Source organism: Streptomyces lanatus (genome assembly GCF_014655715.1).
Classification (GTDB): Bacteria; Actinomycetota; Actinomycetes; order Streptomycetales; family Streptomycetaceae; genus Streptomyces; species Streptomyces lanatus.
Map to the genome: position 1 here is coordinate 271,230 of NZ_BNBM01000009.1, position 19,686 is coordinate 290,915.

The window sequence follows — 19,686 nt, forward strand, 5'->3', positions numbered from 1 at the left end:
AACCCTCCGAGGTGTATGGCCTTTACGGCAGTCCCCAGGCCGCGCCCGGTTCGCTGATGGCGACGGGCGTGATGACCAGGTCGGGGCGGGAGCCGGAGTGGACGAGGACCTCGCGGCCCTTGGGCAGATCGATGGCGAGGGTGCCGTCGCCCAGGTCGTGGGTGCGGGCGGGGGTGCCGTCGTCGAGGAGGACGGTGAGCCTGCCCCGGAGGCCGTGGCGCAGCTTGAGCGGCTCGCCCGCCAGGCTTCTGATCCGGATGAACCGGGTGGTGCCCGCCTTGCGGACGGCGCTCACCAGGAAGGCGCCCTGGGTGCGGAAGTCGTGCAGGGTGACGTCCTTCCAATCGGTCGGCACGGCCGGGAAGACCCGGATCACCCCGCCCCAGCTCTGGCAGAACATGTCGTGCAGGGACTGCGAGGCGGACAACGGCGTCTCGATGACGGGACCGGCCTCGGTGTAGTGGGTGTTGGCCTGGCAGGGGTAGCGGGTGCTGGGGTCGAAGAACTTCCGCAGATAGCCGATCGCCGTGTCGCCGTCCCCCGTCATCGCATAGATGGAGGCGGCCCCGGTATAGCTGTAGCCGCGGTGGGCGCCGGTGATCGCGTGCCAGTGCTCGACCGACTTGGTGATCAGCTCGCGGCTCTCGGGCTGGTCCCAGTTGACGAGGTACAGCGGGTACACCATCAGCAGGTGTGAGTAGTGGCGGTGGGACTGGGCGTACGGGGTGTCGCCGCCGATCATGAAGCCGTTGTCGTCTACGGGGTACGGCGTGAGCTTGGCGAGCACCTCCTGCCAGCGCGGCTTCAACTCGTCCTGGATGCCGAGGAATTCGGCGGACTCGATCAGGGTCAGGCAGCCCCAGCGGATCAGGGCGAGGTCGTAGTTGGTGTCCCTCGGCGGCACGACGGGGTATTCGGGCGAGAGGGTGCTTGGCAGATGCAGCTTGCCGTCGCTGCCCGGGGTGAGGAAGTGCAGGTAGTAGTTGATGGCCCGGCGCAGCACCGGGTAGATCGTGTCGCGCAGCAGCGCCTTGTCCATGGAGTGGCGGTACGACAGCCACACGTTGTGCAGCGCCCAGGTGAGGTCACCGGTCTCGGCGCCCGAACCCGGCTGCCCCACACCCCGGTTGGCGAACATGTCGGAGCTGCGGCCGACTCCGGAACTGTCGACGCGGTAGGCGGCGGGCACGTTGGCGATGAGCTGTTCCTGGTTCTGGCGCAGGGTGGTGGCGAGGGCGTCGAGTTCCAGGTGGTTGGAGCCGTGGATGAGCCAGTACTCCAGCTGGACGTTGAGGTTCCACCAGACCGCGGGCCAGGGTGTTGGCTCCAGCCAGGGTCCTGAGGTGGCCATCACCGGTCCGCCCGCGCGGCTGGCGGAGGCGACCTTGTAGAGCTGGATCCAGTGGAAGCTCTGAAGCCGCTGGTCGGGGAACGAGATGAAGCTCTTGCGGTAGAAGGCGTGCCACCAGCGGGTGTGCCGTCGCCGGAGGCTGCTGTACGACTGTGCGCGGCGCAGGTTACGCAGGGAGTCGGCCTCGGCTGCGGTGTCGGAGGGGAAGCTGTGGCCGACGGAGAGCAGCAGTTCGTCGTCGCCCAGGCGGTACGCGGTGGCCGTCTGGCCGCCGCCGGTGAGGGGTTGGAGGACCTGCTCCGTGCCGTCGGGGGCGGTTCGTGTGGTCCAGGGCGGGTTGGCGGTGTACCCGTTGGGCGGGGCCTCGCTGATCTTGCGGGGGCTGATGGCCTCCTCGGGGTGGAAGGTCCAGGTGACCCGTTCGCCGCCGTCGGCCGTCGCCCGGACGGCGAGGATCTCGTCGTGGATGAGGGCGGCGAGGGTGAGGGTGCCGGCGGTGGTGGTGACGGTGCCGTTGAGCTCGGCGTTCCACAGGCTCAGCCGCCAGTCGACGGCGGTGATGGTGCCTACGGGGTCGAGGGTGAGGTGTCCGACGGGCAGTCGGCAGGTGCCCCAGCCGCTGCCGAACTGGGGCCGGTGGTCCTGGACCCGGCTGTGCTGGACGGTGAGACGGATCCGGTTGGCCCCGGGCTCCTGGTAGACCATGCTGCCGAGCAGCCCGTCGCCGAGGAACGGGCCCTCGTACCAGCGGGTGGGCAGCCTGGTCCACAGCAGGTCCTGGCCGCGCAGAAAGCCGGACCAGGCGCCGTCACCGGTCATCGTGTTGCGAAGTCTCCAAGGGCTGCCGCGCCTGCCGTCCCCGGCGTGGGCCGTCCCGGGCAGGGCCGCGACTGCCGCGCCGCCGAGCGCGGTGCCGAGTACGGCTCTTCGGGCCACCTTCGAACGTTGCTCCGGCTCTGAGGTCATCCTTGTCCTCCAGACCTGACGGATCATCGATACATCGGGTGTATCGCGGAACCTAGCAGGACCCGGGAAGCTGTCAATGACCTCAACGGCACCAGAAGTGGCGGGAGTTCGGGCGATCACCTGCACTGACCACGGCACCTACATCAACGAACCCCGTCCAAGTTCATGACTCCTCCGATGTATTGCAAGCAGAGCGCCGGTCATCCGTGCAGGCGAGGCGCGAGCATCCCGCCCCGCTTCAGCGATCCGAGGACCATCGACACATCCACCGACACCGCCTCGCGCAACCACGCCGAGCGCGTGACGAACTCGTGCAGCGCCGCCTCGTCCGGGAACGCGGTGAGCGCGAGCAGTTGGCGTTCGCCCGTGACGAAGCTGGCGTACCGGACGTGCGGGGACTCGGCGAGCGCCGCCGCCACCGTGTCGACGGACGCCGGGACGGCACGCACCCACAGCACGGCCTCCACCGGCAGTCCGAGCAGCACCGGTTCGATGACGGCACGGATCCGGACCCGGCCCCCGCGCCGCAGGGTGCCGAGCCGGCGTCGGGCGGTGGCCTCGGAGACGCCGGAGACGCGGGCGAGTTCGTCGTAGGTGCACCGCCCGTCCTCCGCGAGCGCGTTCACCAACAGGCGGTCGGCGCGGGAGAGTTCACCGGCACCGTCGACCGGGGGCAGGAGGTCGGCCGACCCTGGCAGGGCGGCCGTACCGTCCGCGAGGGCGGCGATCTCCGTCTCCGTGAGCAGGCCCGCGTGCCACTCGCGGATCGTCCGCACATGGCGCAGAACCGGGAGCGTCAGGGTGCGTGCGATGCCGGGCAGGCCGGGGAGTTCGTCCATGACCAGGCCGGCGAGCCGGTCGCGGGGACACTGCACCTCCGCGACGCAGTCCCAGGTCCCGGTCAGCACATGGGCGAAGACGCAGTCGGGGCGGGCGGCCAGCGCGGTGGCGACGACGCGGGCCCGGCCGGGAGCGCAGCGCACGGCGAGCACGGTGCTGCGGCCCCGTACCGCCATGGCGCCGATCCGCACCAGGCCGGAGTCCAGCAGCCGGGTGCCCCGGCGGACGACGGTGCGTTCCGGTTCGCCGAGTGCCGTCGCGATGCGGTGCCAGGAGGCGCGGCCGTCGATCTGCAGCGCGCTGATGATGCGCCGGTCCAGCGAATCGGCCACGGGGCCGGGGTGCGGTGCGTCCATCGGCCTGAGCGTATGGCCGATTCCGTCGATTTCACAGGGATCGTTGTTCGCATCCGTCAGCCTGCCCGACCCTGCCGGGAAGCCGGACCGCGCTTCCCCTACCGCCGGAGGTGGCCGACGTGACCGTGACACCCGAAAGCCCGCCCCAGGTTCACGCCCCCACCACCCGACGCGGACGCCTGACCGTCCTAGGGCCGGGGCTCGTCCTGGCGGCCACCAGTGTGGGCGCCGGAGACATGGTGACCTCGCTGGCGGGCGCGGCCGGTTACGGCATGGCGCTGCTGTGGGCGATCGCCGTCGGGGTCGTCCTCAAGTACGCGCTCACCGAGGCTGTGGGGCGGCTGTATCTGGCGTCGGGGCTGACGGTGATCGCGAGCCTGCGCGCGGCGGCCCGCTGGCTGCCGTACGCCTTCCTGGTGTTCGTGCTGGTCATCGGGCTGCTGTACGGGGCGGCGCTGAGCTCGGTGGCGTCGCTGGCGCTTACGACGCTGTTCCCCGCGCTGCCCCTGCGGCCGCTGGCCGTGGTGATCGCGCTGGCGTCGGCCGGACTCGTGTACGTGGGCCGGTACGCGCTGTTCGAGCGGGTGATGAGCGGCTTCATGCTGGCCAAGTTCATCGGCATGGTGGTGCTCGCGGTGGTCACGGTCGTCAGGATCGACGACCCGGCCACGCTGGTGTCGTCGCTGCGACCGCGGCTGCCGGAGGGGGATCTGATCACCGTGCTGGCGCTGATCGGAGGGGTGGGCGGTACGGCCGGGGTGGCGTCGTACAGCTACTGGGTGCGGGAGCGGCGCTGGCGGCATCAAAGCTGGCTGCCCGTCATGCGGGCGGACTCGGCCGTGAGTTACGCGGTGACGTTCCTGTTCGTGGTGTGCACCTCGATCGTGGGCACGGGTCTGCTCTTCGGCACCGGCCGGACGATCACCGGCAACGACGGTCTTGCGGCGCTGGCCGATCCGCTCGGCGCTGACCTGGGTTCTGTGGCGCGGGTGCTGTTCCTGGGCACCTTCTTCCTCGTGACCCTCAGTGCCCTCGTCGGCGGCTTCAACGCCCTGTGCTATCTGCTGGCCGACTCCCTGCGCACCCTGCGCGGCGTCCCGGACGCCGAGGCCGAGCGGCACATGGGTCAACGCAGCCGCCCGTACCGCCTGTTCGTGCTGTACTGCGCGGTCACGTCGGTGGCGGTGATCTTCATGGGCCGGCCGGTCCGCCTCGTCCTCACCTACGCCGCCGTGGGCTCCCTCGTCCTGCCGCTGCTGTCCGGGGCGCTGTTGGTGCTCCTCAACCGGCGGGGGCTACAGGCGCCGTACCGCAACAAGACCGTCTCGAACGTGCTGCTGTCGAGCTCCTTCGTGCTGTTCGGAGTGCTCGCCGTCGTCCAGCTCAAGGAAACCCTGGGAGGACTGTGAACGCCGCAGAGCAGTGCTTCAGCACCGCCACCGACCTCGCCGCCGCGCTGCGGCGCCGGGAGGTCTCCGCCCGTGAGGTGGTCACCGCCCATCTCGAACAGATCGAGCGGGTCAATCCAGCGGTGAACGCGATCGTGACTTTGGCCGCCGACCGGGCTCTCGCGGAGGCCGCCGAGGCGGACGAACGGCTCGCCTCGGGGGCCGAGGTGGGGCCGCTGCACGGGCTGCCAGTCGCGCACAAGGATCTGCACGACACGGCCGGAATCCGCACGACATACGGCTCACCGCTCTTCGCCGACCTCGTGCCCGTCCGCGACCATCTGGTCGTGGAACGCCTCCGTCAAGCCGGGGCCATCACCATCGGCAAGACCAACGTGCCCGAACTCGGCATGGGTTCGCACACCGTGAACCCCGTCTTCGGCGCCACCCGCAATCCCTACGACCTCTCCCGCAGCGCGGGCGGCAGCAGCGGCGGCGCCGGAGCCGCCCTGGCCTGCGGGATGCAGCCGATCGCCGACGGCAGCGACACCGGGGGCTCCCTGCGCAACCCGGCGTCCTTCAACAACGTGGTCGGGCTGCGTCCCTCCCCCGGCCGGGTGCCGTCCTGGCCCGACAAGGCGCCGTGGGGGCAGCTGTCGGTCAAGGGCCCCATGGCGCGCACCGTGCGGGACGTCGCCCTGACGCTGTCGGTGCTCGCCGGGCCGGATCCGCGCAGTCCGCTGGCGCTGGAGACGCCGGGTTCGGCCTTCGCCGGGCCGCTCGACGGCGACATCCGGGGGCTGCGGGTCGCCTATTCACCCGACCTGGGCGGGAGCGTGCCCGTCGACGCCGAGGTGCGGGACGTGGTGCGAGGCGCGGTGGAGGTGTTCGCCGATCTGGGCTCCGAGGTCGAAGAGGCCTGCCCGGACCTGACGGGCGCCGACGAGGCGTTCCTGGTGCAGCGGGCCTGGCAGATGGAGCTCGCGTATGGGCAGCTCTTGGCCGAGCACCGGGACCGGATGGCGCCGGACGTGGTGTGGAACATCGAGGAGGGCCGCAAGCTCACCGGCCCCGACCTCGGCCGCGCCCAGCTCCTCCAGGTCGCGCTCTTCCACCGGGTCCGGGCGTTCTTCCAGACGTACGACATCCTGCTGCTGCCGGTCAGTCAGGTCGCGCCCTTCGACATCGGACTGGCGCACCCCACCTCCGTGGACGGCACCGCGATGGAGACCTATCTGGACTGGATGCGCTCGGCCTACCTGATCACGATGACCGGCTGCCCGGCGCTGTCGGTCCCGGCCGGTTTCACGCCGGGCGGGCTGCCGGTCGGGGTGCAGGTGGTGGGGCCGCACCGGGGGGACGCGGCCGTGCTGAGCGCGGGGTACGCCTTCGAGCAGGCCACGCGCGTGGCGGAACGGCGGCCGTCGGTCGCGGCAGGGAGCCGGTCATGAGCCCGCGCAGTGTCGTGATCGTGGGTGCGGGCATGGCGGGCTTGGCGACGGCCTGGTTCTTGCAGGAGGCGGGCGTCGAGGTCACCGTCGTCGACCGGCGGGGCGTGGCGGCCGGCGCGTCCTGGGGCAACGCGGGCTGGCTCACCCCCGCGCTGTCGGTGCCGCTGCCCGAACCGGGCGCGCTGAAGCTGGGGTTGCGGCGACTGCTGTCCTCGTCGTCCCCGCTCTACATCCCGCCGCGCCCGGACCCACGCCTCGCCCGCTTCCTGCTGGCGTTCACCCGCAACTGCACGCAGCAGCGCTGGCAGGTGGCGATGGCCACGCTCGCGTCGCTGAACCGCCGTGCGCTGTCGGCGTACGACGAGCTGGCGGCGGGCGGGGTGGCCGAGCCGACGCACACCGGTGACGGATGTCTGATCGCCTTCACCTCCGAGGGGGCGCGTGCCCCGCTGGTGGCGGAGCTGGAGGCGGTGCGCGCGGCCGGGCAGGAGGTCGGCTACGACCTGCTCACGGGCGCCGAGGCACGGGAGCTGGAGCCGGCGCTCGCAGTGCGGGTGGCGGCGGCCGTACGGCTGCATGGGCAGCGTCATCTGAACCCCGGGGCGTATGTCGCGGCGCTGGCGGACGCGGTCCGCGACCGGGGCGGGAAGATCGTCACCGGCGTGGAGGTGAGCCGGGTGCGGGACTTGGGGAGCGGGGTCGCCGCGCTCACGTCGGACGGGACGTCGGTGCGGGCCGACGCGGCGGTCCTGGCGTCGGGCGCCTGGCTGGGACGGCTGGCGGCGCCCTTCGGGGTGCGTACGGCGGTGCAGTCGGGCCGGGGCTACAGCTTCACGGTGGCTGCGGAGGGGCTGCCGACGCGGCCGACGTACTTCGCCGAGCGGCGGGTGGTGTGCACGCCGCTCGGGGAACGGGTGCGGGTGGCGGGGATGATGGAGTTCACGGCACCCGACCGGCCCGCCGACCCCCGCCGTGTCGACGCGATCGTCGAGGCGGCCCGGGATCTGCTGCCGTCCGCCGATCTCGCCCACCGGGCCGACGTCTGGGCCGGCCCGCGCCCGTGCACGGCCGACGGGCTGCCCCTGATCGGCCCGACCCGTTCGCCCCGGGTCCATGTCTGCGGCGGGCACGGCATGTGGGGCATAGCGCTGGGGCCGGTGAGCGGGAAGCTGCTGGCGGAGTCGATCGTCACGGGTCGGCCGGCGGCGGAGTTGGCTGCGGTGCATCCGTTGCGGTGAGGGGGAAGGGGCGCGGGTCGGGTTGTCGGTGGGGGACACGGCATCTGGGGCATCGGCCTGCCGCCACGGCGGTCGCCCGGCAGCGGACACTGCACCCGGCACATCGCCCGCGCCCCCGGGGCTCCACCGCCACGCAGCCGCCCGCAACCCGCCGCCCTGACAGCAAGAGGACCGCAGGTAGGCATGTCACCAACGGGTGACAGGATGGCCGTATGGGTGCAGAGTTTGACGACGTACTGGCCGACCCCGCACGGCTGTTGGCCGCCGATCGTGCCGTGGTGCGGGAGCTCATCGCCGCCAGGGGCGATGTGGACGGCGTGGGGCGTGAGGTTTTCCTTCAGGCCGAGGCGATTTTCGGGGACGCGGAGGTGACGCCCGCCGAGTTCGCCTCGTGGCTGCTGTTCGCGGCGAGGGCGACCGGGCACGACGAGTACGCCGAGGGGATCGCGGCGGCGGAGCCGGGGATGCCGTGGCGGACGGTGTGGGCGTGGTGGCGGCCCGCCAACTGGTTCGTGGCCAACCCGAGCATGAACGGCGATTACTACCAGGTGCGTCATCGGCTTCACGAGGGACGCGAGCTCATCGAGGTCGCCGACGAGTGGCGCGGCCCGGTCTGGTTCGACGCGGAGACCGGCGAGCGGGTGCGGGTCCGGGCCGAGGAGTCTTTGCCGGAGGCGCCGTTGTCGTTGGAGACGCTGGGCGCGCCCGAACTGTACGAGTTCGATCTTATGGCGCCGGAGAGCTGGGAGCAGGCGACGTCGTTCGCCGCCGAGGAAGGCACGATCCGGTATCTCATCGCGGGCAACCACGGGCTTGCCGTGCTGGAGGCCGACGAGAAGGTGCTGCTGGACTGGCCTCGCGGTGACGGCATCGACTACTCCTCGTCCGAGGAGGCCCTGCCCGACCCGGAGCCGGAGGTACGGCGGCCTACCGGTCCGCTCACCGCGGCGAGGGTGGACGACGCCTTCGGGGAGCGGCATGTGCTGCGCATCCCGGAGAGCGAGCTTCCCGAGGGGCTGGAACACCCGGGCAGCAGGCGGTACTTGCGCGAGGTCGGGCTGCCGACGTTGTGGATGTGCCATGGGGCCGTGTTCGAGGCCCGTACGGCCGACGCGATGTGTCCCCCGGCGGGCGGCGACCTGTCGGGGGGCGGGCTGCCCGACGGGGTGACCGCCGCGGACCTGATCACCTTCGGGCAGGTCGACTACGGCGAGCTGTTCCTGCACCGGCACAACGGTTCCGTGCACATGTGGAGCCTGCTGGACCGCAGATCGGGCGGAAAGCTCGTCCAACTGGCCCCGGATCTCGAGGTGTTCACCCGCGTCCTGGAGGCCGTCTACCGCTACAGCAACGCCTGCTGGCACCCCTATCCGGTGGAGGGCAACCAGGACACGGTGGCGAAGACGTTCCTGGCCGAGATGGACGAGCTGGCCCCGGGGCTGCTCGATCACGCGACGCCCGGTGGCCATGTGTGGAGCTGGTTCTACGCCGGCATCACCGAGCTCGGCGTCGACGGCTTCTAGGACCTGCGCGCCGCGTACGGTGGCCGCCGTGGATCTCAACGCCGTACGCACCTTTGTCGCCGTCGCCGACGCCGGGCAGTTCCAGAAGGCCGCCGTCGATCTGTCCGTCACCCAGCAGGCGGTCTCCAAGCGGGTCGCCGCGCTGGAGCGGGAGCTCGGGGTGCGGCTGCTGACGCGTACGCCGCGTGGTGCGGAGCTCACCCTCGACGGGCGGGCGTTCCTGGCCCACGCGCGCTCCCTGCTCCGGGCGGAGGAACGGGCGTGGGCCGCCGTGCGTCCCGGTGGCCGTGCGCTGCGCGTCGACGTGGTGGGGCGGCGGATGTCACTGGCCGGGGTGGTGCGGGAGTTCCATCGCGTGAATCCGGGGATCGGCCTGGACATCGTGACGCTTCCGGGCTCGGAGGAGGCCATCGCCGCCGTCCGGGACGGCACGATCGACGCCACGTTCCGGGCGGTCATCATGCCCGGGCAGGTGATCCCCGGCGGTGTGGAGTTCACCCCGGTCCATGACGAGCCGCTCCATCTGTTCACCGGCCCCGCGCACCCCTTCGCCGGCGCCGACGCGGTCACACCGGCCGAGCTGGCCGGTCATCGGATCTGGATGCCGGGCAATGTCCCAGGCGCCGAGTGGACCGCGTACTACGAGGCGCTGGCCGCCGCATTCGGCCCGATCATCGAGACGGCAGGCCCCAACTTCGGCGTCGAGGCCCTCATCGACACCATCGAGGCCTCTTCGACACTGGCGACCTTCCTCGGCCCCGAGACGCCCCTGTCGTGGCCGGCCGGCTACGACATGCGCCTCGTCCCGCTGCGCGACCCGACCCCGGTCTACCCGCACTCGCTGCTGTGGCGCGCCGACAATCCGCACCCGGCGCTCGCCGCGCTCCGCGAGCACCTCCTGTCCGTGCGGCGGGAGGCACCGGAGGGCGAGGTCTGGAAGCCGGCGTGGGCGGCCAGGGCCTGAGACCCACCGGCCTACAGGCTCGCCAGGAGTACGACGATGCCCAGCATGCCGGCGGCCCCGAGCGCGGTGCCCAGCACGCTGATCCACATGCGGCCGACGCCTTGGCGGGCGTAGTGGATGCCTGCCGTTCCGAGGGTCATGGCAAGTCCTCCTGCGATCACCGTGAACGGGAGGAAGAGGTAGATCCCCAGGGTGGAGAGGGCGCCGAGGACGAGCGCGGTCGGCCCCAGGGCGGTGGCGGGTGTGTCGGTCCGGTCGGTGGCGATCGAGTCACGCATGTTCCAGCTCCCCGTTTTGAACGTGTTCAAAGTATGCATGATCGCGGCCGAACGGTCCAGTGGGACAAGGGCTTTGCGGTATTGCCCCTTCGCGTGCTCCGCGCTTGGATTCCCGACTGATGTCGTCCCGTGATGTCGTCCCGGACCGAAGAGGGAGCCACCTGATGAGACCTTCCTTACGCCTCGCCGTCACCGCCGCCCTGGCAGCCGCCCTCGCCTCACTCCCCGGACCCGCGGGGGCGGCAGCGGACACCCCGCGCACCGAACGGATCAGCGTGGCCCCCGACGGCACCGGCGGCAACCGCCACTCGGTGGAGCCCGTGGTCAGCGCGGACGGACGCGTCGTGGCCTTCGCGTCGGGGGCGACCAATCTGGTGCCCGGCGCGGACGTGTCGTACAGCGTCTTCTATCGGACGGCTCCCGGCGCCCCGCTCTCGCGGGTGTCGGTGCCCGGGGAGACGACGTCCACGCCTCAGCTGTCCGAGTCGGGGCGCTATCTCACCTTCAACTCGTACTCGGCGGCGACCGCCACCTCCTCCGTGCAGCTCATGGACCTGCGCACGGGGCGGATCGAGCGTCTGGCTCCCGCGCTGGGCGAGGGCTACCACGTGTCGTACGGCATCGCCCCGGTCAGCGCGAACGGACGGTACGTCGCCTTCGTGGCCCGCCCCGACGTCGACGAGCACGGGGCCTTCGCCTGCCGGGTCATGCTTCTGGACCGGCGGACACAGCAGGTGCGGCGGGTCAGCCGGCCCTCGGACGGCTCGAGGAACTTCCACCAGTGCCAGCAGATCTCGATGAGCGCCGACGGCCGCAAGGTCGCCTATCTGGAGGGCTACTCGGGACCGGCCGACGACGACCAGGGCGACATCCTGGTGTACGACCGGGTGACCGGACGGACCGTGCAGGCCGACGCCACCCATGACGGCACGCCGGCCGACACGTCGGCGGTCGCTCCGGTGCTCAGTGCCGACGGCTCCAAGGTCGGCTTCAACTCGATGGCCGGTGATCTGGTGCCCGGCGCCGATCCGAACGACGGCTGGAACGCCTTCGTCCGTGATCTGCGCGACGGCACGCTCCAGCGCGTCGACGGCCGCTCCCCCACCGATCTCACCCTGGTCTCGGATCTGTCGGCGGACGGCTCGAAGCTGCTCCTCAACACCGCGGACTCGGACCGCCGGCCGCTGGGCCTGATCCTGCGCGATCCGCGCACCGGCCGGGAGGAGCTGCTCTCCGCGGGGCAGGACGGCGCACCCGTCACCGTGGGGCAGGCGGCGCTGAGCGCGGACGAGTCGACAGCCGTGTTCGACTCGTACCACCCAGGCCTGGTGCCCGACGACACCAACCTGATCGGGGACGTGTTCGTGCGCACCCTGCGCTGACCCGGCGGGTCGCTCACCTGGTCCTGGGCTCGTCCGTGCGCTCGCCCTCGGCCTGGGACGGCTCGGTCCTGGGGACGTCCGGATGCTGCTGCGCGGCCGAACGCTCGGCCGTCTCCTCGCGTTCGCCCTCGGCCTGGGAGGGGGTGTGAGAGTACAGCCAGCGGTCGTAGTCCGAGTCTCCGGTCTTCATCGCTGACCTCCCTTGTTCGTTCCCCTCCCATGCTGCGCCCCGCCGGGCGTGCCGACCAGCCCACCGCCTCATCCGGTGAGCCCGATCGCGGCGCAGTCGGCGCGCAGCCTCGGGGTGCAGATCTGGTCGACGGTGAACACTCCGGCGTTGACGACGGTCGACTCGATCTCGCCGGCCGTCACCGGGGTCGGGGTGAGCAGGATGGACGGGATGTCCTTGTGGGTGGGGCTGTCGGTGGCCGTTGTCGAGACGTCGCGGGCGTCCTCGCCGCGTCCGAGGGCGACGGCCATGGCGGCGGCAGCGGCGGCTTCCTTCTCGAACGGTTTGTACACGGTCATGTACTGCTCGCCCTGGACGATGCGCCGCACGGCCTCCAGATCGGCGTCCTGGCCGGTGACCGGCGGTATCTCCTCGACGCCGGCCTTCTTGAAGGCGGAGATGACGCCCGCGGCGATGGCGTCGTTGGCCGCGAGGACGCCGCTGATGCGGTCCGCGCCCAGGGCGGAGATCGCGGCGGACATGTTGGCGTGGGCGTTCTCGGGGCTCCAGCCGATGGTCTCGTACGACCTGGCGATGTCCGCTCTGCCCTGGAGGACGGACATGGCGCCCTTGCGGAACCAGGCGGCGTTGGCGCTGCTGGGATCGCCGTTCATCATCACGACGGTGCTGCCCTCGCCCCGGTCCGCCATGGCCTTGAGAAGTGCCTCGCCCTGGAGTTTGCCGACCTTTGCGCCGTCGAAGCTGACGAAACCCGAGATGGCGCCTTCGGCGAGCCGGTCGTACGCGATGACCGGGACGCCCGAGCGTCTCGCCTCCTGGATGGAGGAGCGCAGCGCTTTGCTGTCGGCAGGGTCGAGGATCAGTATCTCCGCCCCGTTGGTGATCATGGAGGTCATCTGTTCGCGCTGTCGCGACGCGTCGTTCTCGGCGTTGGCGTACATCATGGTGCAGTCGTCGCACAGTTCCTTGAGCCGCTTCTCGATCAGCGGCTTGTCGGAGAGCTCCCAGCGGGGGGTCACCCGGTTCGGCAGGAGCAGCCCGACCGTGAAGCCCTCCGAGTCCGCGGCGTCCTCGCCGCAGCCTGCCAGGGACAGGGCCAGGAGTCCCGCGACGAGAGCCGCGACGACGTGCAGCGTACGGGTCCTCAGCACAGCTCCCCTCGCTTCCGTTCAGAGCGGGGCGTCCACGGCGGCGGGCTCGCTCCGCTCCACCGTGACCTCGCTCCACACCTGTTTTCCGCCGGCCACCGGCACCGTGCCGTAGGTGTCCGACACCGCCTCGACCAGCAGCAGGCCGCGCCCGCCGGTCGACTCCCAGTCCACGATCACCGGCTTGGCGGGCGCCCGCGGCGAGGAGTCGCTGACGCTGACCCGGACCCGGTCGCCGCGCAGCACCAGGTCGAGGCGGACCGAGCCCTGGGTGTGCACCAGGGCGTTGGTGACCAGTTCGGACACGACGAGCAGCACCGCGTCGGCGGCCTCCTGGACCTTCCACCGGCGCAGGGTGCGCGCGGTGAAGCGCCGGGCGTGCATCACGGCGTCGGGCAGCCGCCACACCACCCAGCCGGCCCGGATCGGCTTGGTCTTCATGCCGTCGTAGCGCAGCAGCAGCAGCGCCACGTCGTCCTCGCGGCGGCCGATGTCACCGAGCAGCGCGTCGGCCATGCGCGCCGGGTCCGCCGGATCCGCGGCGGCGAGCGCGCCGCGGGTGCGTTCCATGCCCACGTCCAGGGGCAGGTCGGCGGCCTCGACCAGGCCGTCGGTGACGAGGGCGAGCACCGTGCCGGGGGTCAGCGCTAGGGCGGTCAGGGGGAACTCCGCCTCGTCGACGATGCCCAGCGGGGGCCCGCCCTCGACCTCGACCTCCTCGGTGCGGCCGTCGGGGTGGCGCAGCAGCGGGGAGAGGTGTCCGGCCCGCACGAAGAGGGTGTTGCCCTCCTCCATGTCCAGTTCGACATAGCAGCAGGTGGCGAACAGGTCGGTCTCCATGCCGACGAGGAGGCGGTTGGCGTGGGACACGACCACGTCGGGCGGGTGGCCCTCGACGGCGTAGGCCCGGACCGCCGTACGCATCTGGCCCATGATCGTCGCGGCTCCGGCGCTGTGTCCCTGCACATCGCCGATGACCAGCGCGACCCGGTCCTCGGACAGGGCGATGACGTCGTACCAGTCGCCGCCGACCTGGAGTCCGTGGCGGGCCGGCAGATATCGGGCGACGGCCGTGCCGCCGGGCAGTTCGGGCAGCCGTCGGGGCAGCAGGCTGCGCTGGAGCATCGTCGCGAGTTCCTGCTCGGCGTCATGGGCGTGGGCGCGTTTGAGGGCCTGTCCGACCAGTGCGGCGGTGGCGGTCAGCAGGGACCGTTCCTCGGGGATGAACTCGTGCGGCTGGTCCCAGCCGACCAGGCACACCCCGGCGACGCTGCCCTTCGCGGGCAGCGGCAGAACGGCGAGGCCGCCGGGACCGACGCCGGCGAGTCCCGGTTCGAGCGGTGTGCCGGCGGGCCACAGATCCATACGGCCGTCCCGCAGGGCCAGTTGCAGAGTGGGCAGGGCGCCGACGGGGGCGTCCGGCCACTCGGAGCGCCACTGGGCGCGCCACAGCTGCGGCCAGGCGTCCTGGTCCGGCGGGTCGAGGAGGGTGACCATGAGGCGTTCGTCGCGGACGTCGGCGAGCGCGACCCGGTCGGCGCCCAGGGGTTCGCGCAGCGCGGTGACCGCGACCTGTGCGACATCACCGACCGTCGCGGCGTCGTCGAGGGCGGCGGTCAGCCACTGGATGCGGGACACGTCGTCGGCGCTGCGGCTCCTGACCTGGGTCGCCGTCACCACGCCGAGCACCCGCTCCGGCTCGTCGCCGACGCTCGCGGGCACCCGGCAGCTCAGGCTCAGCCAGCGCACCTCGCCGGTGGGGCGGCGGACCCGGAACTCCAGCTCTCGCCGGCCGAGCGCGTGCAGGGACGGTTCCATGACCGACATCAGCGCGGGCATGTCCTCGGGGAGGGCGTGCGCGAGCAGGGTGTCGACCTTGCCGTCGAAGTCGTCCGGGGTGATGCCGACGAGTTCGAGGAGCGCCTCGTCCGCCTCGATCAGGCCGGTGTCGGGCACCAGGACGAACGATCCGACGCGCAGCCGGCGCAGGGCGCGACCGAGCGGCCGGGACCGGCCGGCCTCGGCACGGAGGACGCAGGTGACGGCGTCGGCGTAGCGCTCCAGGAAGCGCTGCTGCCCGGCGTCGAAGCCGTCCGCGGAGGTGCCCACGACGACGAGACAGGCCGGCCGGGCGGCGTCGGCCCGCAGGGGCAGCGCGCCGAGCGAGGCGGTCCTCGCGCGCGGCGGTGTGGGCGCGCCCTCGGGGTAGGAGGCGAGGGCGGTGGCGTTCAACCAGAGCGGGCGGTCGCCGCGCACGGCGTGGGCCGCGGCCGAGCCGCCGGACAGGGGGAGCCGCTTCGGCAGCCGGTACTCGGGCGTGCCGCCCGCCGTCTCCAGGAGCTGGAGCTCGTCGTCCCCGGCGGCGGGCGCGTAGAGCGCCGTCAGTGCCGCGCCGGCGAACGTCAGGGCGCGAGTGCTCGTGGCGGCCTGCGGCTCCGTAGGCGGTGAACCGGTGTCTGCGGTGCCGGCCTCGGAAGCCCCCGGCGCCGAGACTCCGGTCCGGGCAGGGCCGTCATGAGGCATGTCCGCAACCTTCCTCCCGTCCATGCCGGAGGTGCCGAAGGAGATCGGGGCACTCCACTCCCATCGCATCCGGGTGCCGAACACCAGAATCGCATATATGGATGAGCCGGACATATCTACTTGCCTGTCGGGCCTCGGAGGGGGCTCCGACTGCGTTCGCCGATCCCCGCGCCCGGTGTCACACTGACCAAGTGGTCGGCAAGTGAGAAGCCAGGTGCCGCCATGCTCGCCAGAGGAATCTCTCGTATGAAGGCCTCCCTACGGCATGCGGCCCTCCCCGTGATCGCGGTGTTCACGGCCGTCGGCCTCGCGGCCTGCGGGACGGACGGCGGGAGCGCCACCGACACGGAGAGCGGACCGCGCATCGGGGTGCTGCTGCCCGACGCCACCACGGCCCGCTGGGAGACCCAGGACCGGCCGCTGCTGGAGAAGAAGATCCGGGAACTGTGCCCCACGTGCGAGGTCGAGCACGGCAATGCCAAGGGCGATGTGGCGATGCAACAGCAGCAGATGAACTCGATGATCGCGCAGGGTGTCGACGCCATCCTGCTGGTCGCGGTGGACTCCCGGTCGCTCGCCGCCTCGGTCCGCAAGGCGGAGGAGGCCGGTATCCCGGTCATCGCCTACGACCGGCTCTCCGAGGGCCCGATCTCGGGGCATGTCTCCTTCGACGGCGAGGAGGTCGGCAGGCTCCAGGGCCGGGCGCTGCTGACGGCCATGGGCGACAAGGTGCCCGGCGCCCAGATCGTGATGATGAACGGCGATCCCATCGACCCCAACGCCGTGCTGTTCAAGCAGGGCGCGCTGTCCGTGCTGACGGGGAAGGTGAAGATCGGCAAGTCGTACGACACGCTTGAGTGGAGGGCCGAGACCGCCAACCTGAACATGTCCGCCGCCATCTCCGCCCTGGGCGTCGACAACATCGAGGGGGTCTACGCCGCCAACGACGGACTCGCCGCCGGCAGCATCACCGCCCTCAAGGCGAACAAGGTGGACCCGCTGCCCCCGGTCACCGGGCAGGACGCCGAGCTGGCCGCGGTGCGGCGCATCGTCGACGGCGAGCAGTACATGACCGTCTACAAGCCCTTCGAGCCGGAGGCCGCCGCCGCTGCCGCCATGGCCGTGGCCGCGGCCCGCGGTGAGAACCTCGACCGCGTGGGCCACCAGGAGGTGCGCACCAGCACCGGCAAGTCGGTTCCCGCGGTCATGCTCACCCCCGTGTCCGTGACCGTCGGCAACATCAAGGACACCTTGGTGAAGGACGGCGTGTACACGGTCCGCCAGATCTGCACCCCCGAGCTCAGGGCTGCCTGTCGCACCGCCGGGCTGACCTGACCTCCGGCTCGGCCCCGACCGGGCCGTGGGAAGGAGATGGTTCTGGGTGTCTGCCGCCCCCTTGCTGTCCCTGCACGGCGTGTGCAAGCGCTACGGCGCCGTAGAGGTCCTCATCGACATCGACCTGGAGATCCGGGCCGGCCAGGTCGTCGCGCTGCTCGGCGACAACGGCGCCGGCAAGTCCACCCTGATCAAGGTGATCTCCGGGGTCACACCCGCGGACCGGGGCGAGATCCGGTGGGAGGGCCGCCCCGTCCACATCAGGCGCCCCAGCGACGCCCGGGAGCTCGGTATCGCCACCGTGTTCCAGGATCTCGCGCTGTGCGGGAACCTCGACGTCGTCGGCAATCTGTTCCTCGGCCGTGAGATCCGCAGATTCGGCTTCCTCGACGAGATGGAGATGGAGCGCCGCACCGTCCAGCTGCTTGAGCGCCTGACCCGGGGCGTGCCCGAGCTGCGGGCCCCCGTGGTGGCGCTGTCCAGCGGTCAGCGGCAGACGGTCGCCATCGCCCGCTCGCTCCTGGGCGGACCGCGGCTGCTGCTGCTCGACGAACCGACCGCGGCACTGGGGCTGCAGCAGACCACCGAGGTCCTGGACCTGGTCGACGAGCTGCGGGACCGCGGTCTGGGAGTCCTGCTGATCAGCCACAACATGGGTGACGTCAAGGCGCTCGCGGACCGTGCCGTCGTGCTGCGGCTCGGCCGCAACAACGGCTTCTTCGACGTGAACACCGTCTCGCAGGAACAGATCATCTCCTCCATCACCGGGGCGACGGAGAACGAGCCCCGCCGACCGGCCCATCAGGAGGCGGCGTGGTGAAAGGGACACGCGACATGACGGACGGCACCCCGCAGGCCCGGCCCGCCGAGCCCGCCAAGGCGCCGCGCGGGCAGGCCGCCGGCCGGGCCGTGGAGAACTGGGTCTCCCACGGACGGCGCAGGCTCAGGGCGGGCGAGGTGGGGTCGCTGCCCGTCATCCTCGTGCTCGCCGTCGTCTGGATCACCTTCCAGTCCCTGAACTCGAACTTCCTCTCGCCCCGGAACCTGTCCAACCTCAGCGTGGACATCGTGGGCACCGGGCTGATCGCGGTCGGCATCGTCTTCGTCCTGCTGCTCGGCGAACTCGATCTGTCGGTCGGCTCGATCAGCGGGCTCGCGGCGGCCATCTTCGCCGTGCTGAGCGTCGACAACGGCGTGCCCGAGTGGCTCGCCCTGATCATCGCCGTCCTCGCGGGCACCGCGGCCGGCACCGTGCAGGGCTATTCCTTCGCGAGAACCCGGGTGCCGGCGTTCGTGGTCACGCTGGCGGGGCTGCTCACCTGGAGCGGCCTCATGCTGTACATCCTGGGCACCAGAGGCACCATCAACCTCGACGAGAACGGCCTCGTCGCCAAGCTGACCAGCTACTACTTCACCGACGACGCCGTCGCCTACGGGCTTGCCGCACTCGCCGCGGGCCTGGTGTTCCTGGTGTCCTTCCTGGACCGGCAGCGCCGGCAGGCCGCCGGGATGCAGCACCGCTCGCTCCAGGTCATCGCGCTGCGCGCCGGAGCGCTCGCGGTGATCGCGTTCACCGTGGCGTATCTGCTCAACCGGTTCCAGGGGCTGCCGCTCGCCCTGCTGATCTTCCTCGTGGTGGTGGCCGGGCTGGACGTCCTGCTGCGCCGCACGCACTACGGACGGCAGATCTACGCCCTCGGCGGCAGCGTCGAGGCGGCCCGCCGCGCCAGCCTCCATGTGACGCGGGTGCAGACCGCGGTGCTCGCCGTGTCGGGCACCATGGCCGCGGTCGGCGGTCTGTTCCTCGCCTCGCGCATCACCTCGGTGAGCCAGAGCTCGGGCTCGGGTGTGCTGCTGCTCAACGCGATCGCGGCGGCCGTCATCGGTGGCACCAGTCTGTTCGGCGGACGGGGTTCGACCTGGTCGGCGGTGCTCGGCATGCTGGTGATCCAGTCGATCGCCTCGGGCATGGCGATCACGGACACCCCGGTCGCCGTCCAGTTCATGATCACCGGCGGGGTGCTGTTCGCCGCCGTGGTCATCGACGCGCTGTCGCGGCGCTCGCAGGAGGCGCACGGCCGGGCCTGACAGCGCGGCCCCGCTGGGGAGGTGAGGGCGTGTTCGCCGTCAACCCGATGGACAGCGACGCGGTGCTGGCGACCTTCGGCGCCCTCGGGGTCCTCGTGGTGATCTTCGCGGAGTCGGGCCTGCTGGTCGTCGGCTTCTTCCTGCCCGGCGACACCCTCCTCTTCCCGGCCGGCGTGCTCTGCGCGGCCACCGCCGACCAGGCGGCCCGGCTCGTGCTGTGGCAGGTCCTGCTGTGCGCGGCCGTCGGCGCCCTGGCCGGGGCCCAGGTCGGCTTCCTGCTCGGCCGGCACGGCGGCCGCGCCCTGCTGGCCCGTACCTCGAAACGGCGGGTACGGGACACGGCGGCACGCGCGGAGAAACTCCTGGCCCGCTACGGCTACGGCAAAGCCCTGGTCATCGGCCGTTTCATCCCGATGGTGCGCACCGTCCTGCACCCGGCGGCCGGCGCACTCGGCGTGCCCACGCGCACCTTCACGCTCTGGCAGATCGTCGGCGGCCTGCTGTGGACGCAGAGCCTGGTCATGGCCGGTTACGCGCTGGGCGCCACCGTCCCCGACGTCGACGACTTCCTGCTGCCGCTGGTCGCCCTCGTCGTGGTGGTCTCCCTGCTGCCCTTGATCCCCGTGGTGACCGAGGCACGCCGGGAGCGGCGCAACCGCTGACGC

At 71.6% G+C, this 19,686-nt stretch carries 16 protein-coding genes; 10 read left to right on the forward strand and 6 right to left on the reverse strand.

Annotated features, from left to right (window positions below; all coding sequences use genetic code 11):
• Positions 1-22 precede the first annotated feature (22 nt).
• Positions 23-2,317 (reverse strand): glycosyl hydrolase family 95 catalytic domain-containing protein, encoded by a 2,295-nt coding sequence (locus IE325_RS24635; RefSeq protein WP_190072202.1) that lies wholly within the window; start codon positions 2,315-2,317, stop codon positions 23-25.
• Positions 2,318-2,517: 200 nt separating this feature from the next.
• On the reverse strand, positions 2,518-3,513 hold the full coding sequence (locus tag IE325_RS24640) for an Lrp/AsnC family transcriptional regulator (RefSeq protein WP_190072203.1): 996 nt from the start codon (positions 3,511-3,513) through the stop codon (positions 2,518-2,520).
• 119 nt (positions 3,514-3,632) lie between these two features.
• Between IE325_RS24640 and IE325_RS24645 the strand changes: the two genes are divergently transcribed.
• The 5 genes from IE325_RS24645 to IE325_RS24665 all read left to right on the forward strand — a co-directional run bounded on the left by IE325_RS24645 (position 3,633) and on the right by IE325_RS24665 (position 10,077).
• A complete protein-coding gene (locus IE325_RS24645; RefSeq protein WP_229911998.1) occupies positions 3,633-4,922 on the forward strand; it encodes an Nramp family divalent metal transporter in 1,290 nt (429 codons plus the stop codon).
• Positions 4,919-6,352, forward strand: coding sequence for an amidase (locus IE325_RS24650; RefSeq protein WP_190072205.1), 1,434 nt, complete (start codon positions 4,919-4,921; stop codon positions 6,350-6,352). The genes IE325_RS24645 and IE325_RS24650 overlap by 4 nt, the downstream gene beginning before the upstream one ends.
• Positions 6,349-7,590 (forward strand): NAD(P)/FAD-dependent oxidoreductase, encoded by a 1,242-nt coding sequence (locus IE325_RS24655; protein ID WP_190072206.1) that lies wholly within the window; start codon positions 6,349-6,351, stop codon positions 7,588-7,590. Before IE325_RS24650 ends, IE325_RS24655 begins: the two co-directional genes overlap by 4 nt.
• A 212-nt stretch (positions 7,591-7,802) precedes the next feature.
• Entirely contained in the window at positions 7,803-9,113 is a 1,311-nt protein-coding gene (locus tag IE325_RS24660) for an SUKH-4 family immunity protein (RefSeq protein ID WP_190072207.1), read from the forward strand.
• Between the two features lie 28 nt (positions 9,114-9,141).
• Complete coding sequence (locus IE325_RS24665; RefSeq protein ID WP_190072208.1) at positions 9,142-10,077, forward strand: LysR family transcriptional regulator; 936 nt, start codon at positions 9,142-9,144, stop codon at positions 10,075-10,077.
• An 11-nt stretch (positions 10,078-10,088) separates the two neighbouring features.
• Here IE325_RS24665 and IE325_RS24670 read toward each other — a convergent pair whose 3' ends face one another.
• The gene (locus IE325_RS24670) at positions 10,089-10,355 is read right to left on the reverse strand and encodes a hypothetical protein (protein WP_190072209.1); all 267 of its coding nucleotides are present in this window, start codon (positions 10,353-10,355) and stop codon (positions 10,089-10,091) included.
• A 164-nt stretch (positions 10,356-10,519) separates the two neighbouring features.
• On the opposite strand from IE325_RS24670, the gene IE325_RS24675 reads away from it, so the two are divergent.
• Entirely contained in the window at positions 10,520-11,737 is a 1,218-nt protein-coding gene (locus IE325_RS24675; RefSeq protein WP_190072210.1) for a TolB family protein, read from the forward strand.
• A gap of 13 nt (positions 11,738-11,750) precedes the next feature.
• Here IE325_RS24675 and IE325_RS24680 read toward each other — a convergent pair whose 3' ends face one another.
• The 3 genes from IE325_RS24680 to IE325_RS24690 form a co-directional block, all read right to left on the reverse strand.
• Positions 11,751-11,927, reverse strand: coding sequence for a hypothetical protein (locus IE325_RS24680; protein ID WP_190072211.1), 177 nt, complete (start codon positions 11,925-11,927; stop codon positions 11,751-11,753).
• Positions 11,928-11,995: 68 nt separating this feature from the next.
• Positions 11,996-13,075 (reverse strand): sugar ABC transporter substrate-binding protein, encoded by a 1,080-nt coding sequence (locus IE325_RS24685; protein ID WP_190072333.1) that lies wholly within the window; start codon positions 13,073-13,075, stop codon positions 11,996-11,998.
• Between the two features lie 21 nt (positions 13,076-13,096).
• The gene (locus IE325_RS24690) at positions 13,097-15,598 is read right to left on the reverse strand and encodes a SpoIIE family protein phosphatase (RefSeq protein ID WP_190072212.1); all 2,502 of its coding nucleotides are present in this window, start codon (positions 15,596-15,598) and stop codon (positions 13,097-13,099) included.
• A 246-nt stretch (positions 15,599-15,844) separates the two neighbouring features.
• Between IE325_RS24690 and IE325_RS24695 the strand changes: the two genes are divergently transcribed.
• From IE325_RS24695 to IE325_RS24710, 4 genes are read left to right on the forward strand one after another with little or no spacing between them, the layout of a single operon-like run.
• Positions 15,845-16,933 carry a substrate-binding domain-containing protein gene (locus IE325_RS24695; RefSeq protein ID WP_190072334.1) on the forward strand — a complete coding sequence of 363 codons (1,089 nt, stop codon included), beginning with the start codon at positions 15,845-15,847 and terminating at the stop codon, positions 16,931-16,933.
• Between the two features lie 46 nt (positions 16,934-16,979).
• A complete protein-coding gene (locus IE325_RS24700; protein ID WP_190072213.1) occupies positions 16,980-17,753 on the forward strand; it encodes an ATP-binding cassette domain-containing protein in 774 nt (257 codons plus the stop codon).
• 14 nt (positions 17,754-17,767) lie between these two features.
• Complete coding sequence (locus tag IE325_RS24705) at positions 17,768-19,021, forward strand: sugar ABC transporter permease (RefSeq protein WP_190072335.1); 1,254 nt, start codon at positions 17,768-17,770, stop codon at positions 19,019-19,021.
• Between the two features lie 29 nt (positions 19,022-19,050).
• Complete coding sequence (locus IE325_RS24710) at positions 19,051-19,683, forward strand: DedA family protein (RefSeq protein WP_190072214.1); 633 nt, start codon at positions 19,051-19,053, stop codon at positions 19,681-19,683.
• Positions 19,684-19,686 lie beyond the last annotated feature (3 nt).

What these genes read in the sequence shown, in the direction of transcription:
- IE325_RS24635 (WP_190072202.1), bottom strand. Translation starts at nt 2,317, where the DNA reads ATGACCTCAGAGCCGGAGCAACGTTCGAAGGTGGCCCGAAGAGCCGTA.
- IE325_RS24640 (WP_190072203.1), bottom strand. Translation starts at nt 3,513, where the DNA reads ATGGACGCACCGCACCCCGGCCCCGTGGCCGATTCGCTGGACCGGCGC.
- IE325_RS24655 (WP_190072206.1), top strand. Translation starts at nt 6,349, where the DNA reads ATGAGCCCGCGCAGTGTCGTGATCGTGGGTGCGGGCATGGCGGGCTTG.
- IE325_RS24660 (WP_190072207.1), top strand. Translation starts at nt 7,803, where the DNA reads ATGGGTGCAGAGTTTGACGACGTACTGGCCGACCCCGCACGGCTGTTG.
- IE325_RS24670 (WP_190072209.1), bottom strand. Translation starts at nt 10,355, where the DNA reads ATGCGTGACTCGATCGCCACCGACCGGACCGACACACCCGCCACCGCC.
- IE325_RS24675 (WP_190072210.1), top strand. Translation starts at nt 10,520, where the DNA reads ATGAGACCTTCCTTACGCCTCGCCGTCACCGCCGCCCTGGCAGCCGCC.
- IE325_RS24680 (WP_190072211.1), bottom strand. Translation starts at nt 11,927, where the DNA reads ATGAAGACCGGAGACTCGGACTACGACCGCTGGCTGTACTCTCACACC.
- IE325_RS24690 (WP_190072212.1), bottom strand. Translation starts at nt 15,598, where the DNA reads ATGCCTCATGACGGCCCTGCCCGGACCGGAGTCTCGGCGCCGGGGGCT.
- IE325_RS24695 (WP_190072334.1), top strand. Translation starts at nt 15,845, where the DNA reads ATGAAGGCCTCCCTACGGCATGCGGCCCTCCCCGTGATCGCGGTGTTC.
- IE325_RS24705 (WP_190072335.1), top strand. Translation starts at nt 17,768, where the DNA reads ATGACGGACGGCACCCCGCAGGCCCGGCCCGCCGAGCCCGCCAAGGCG.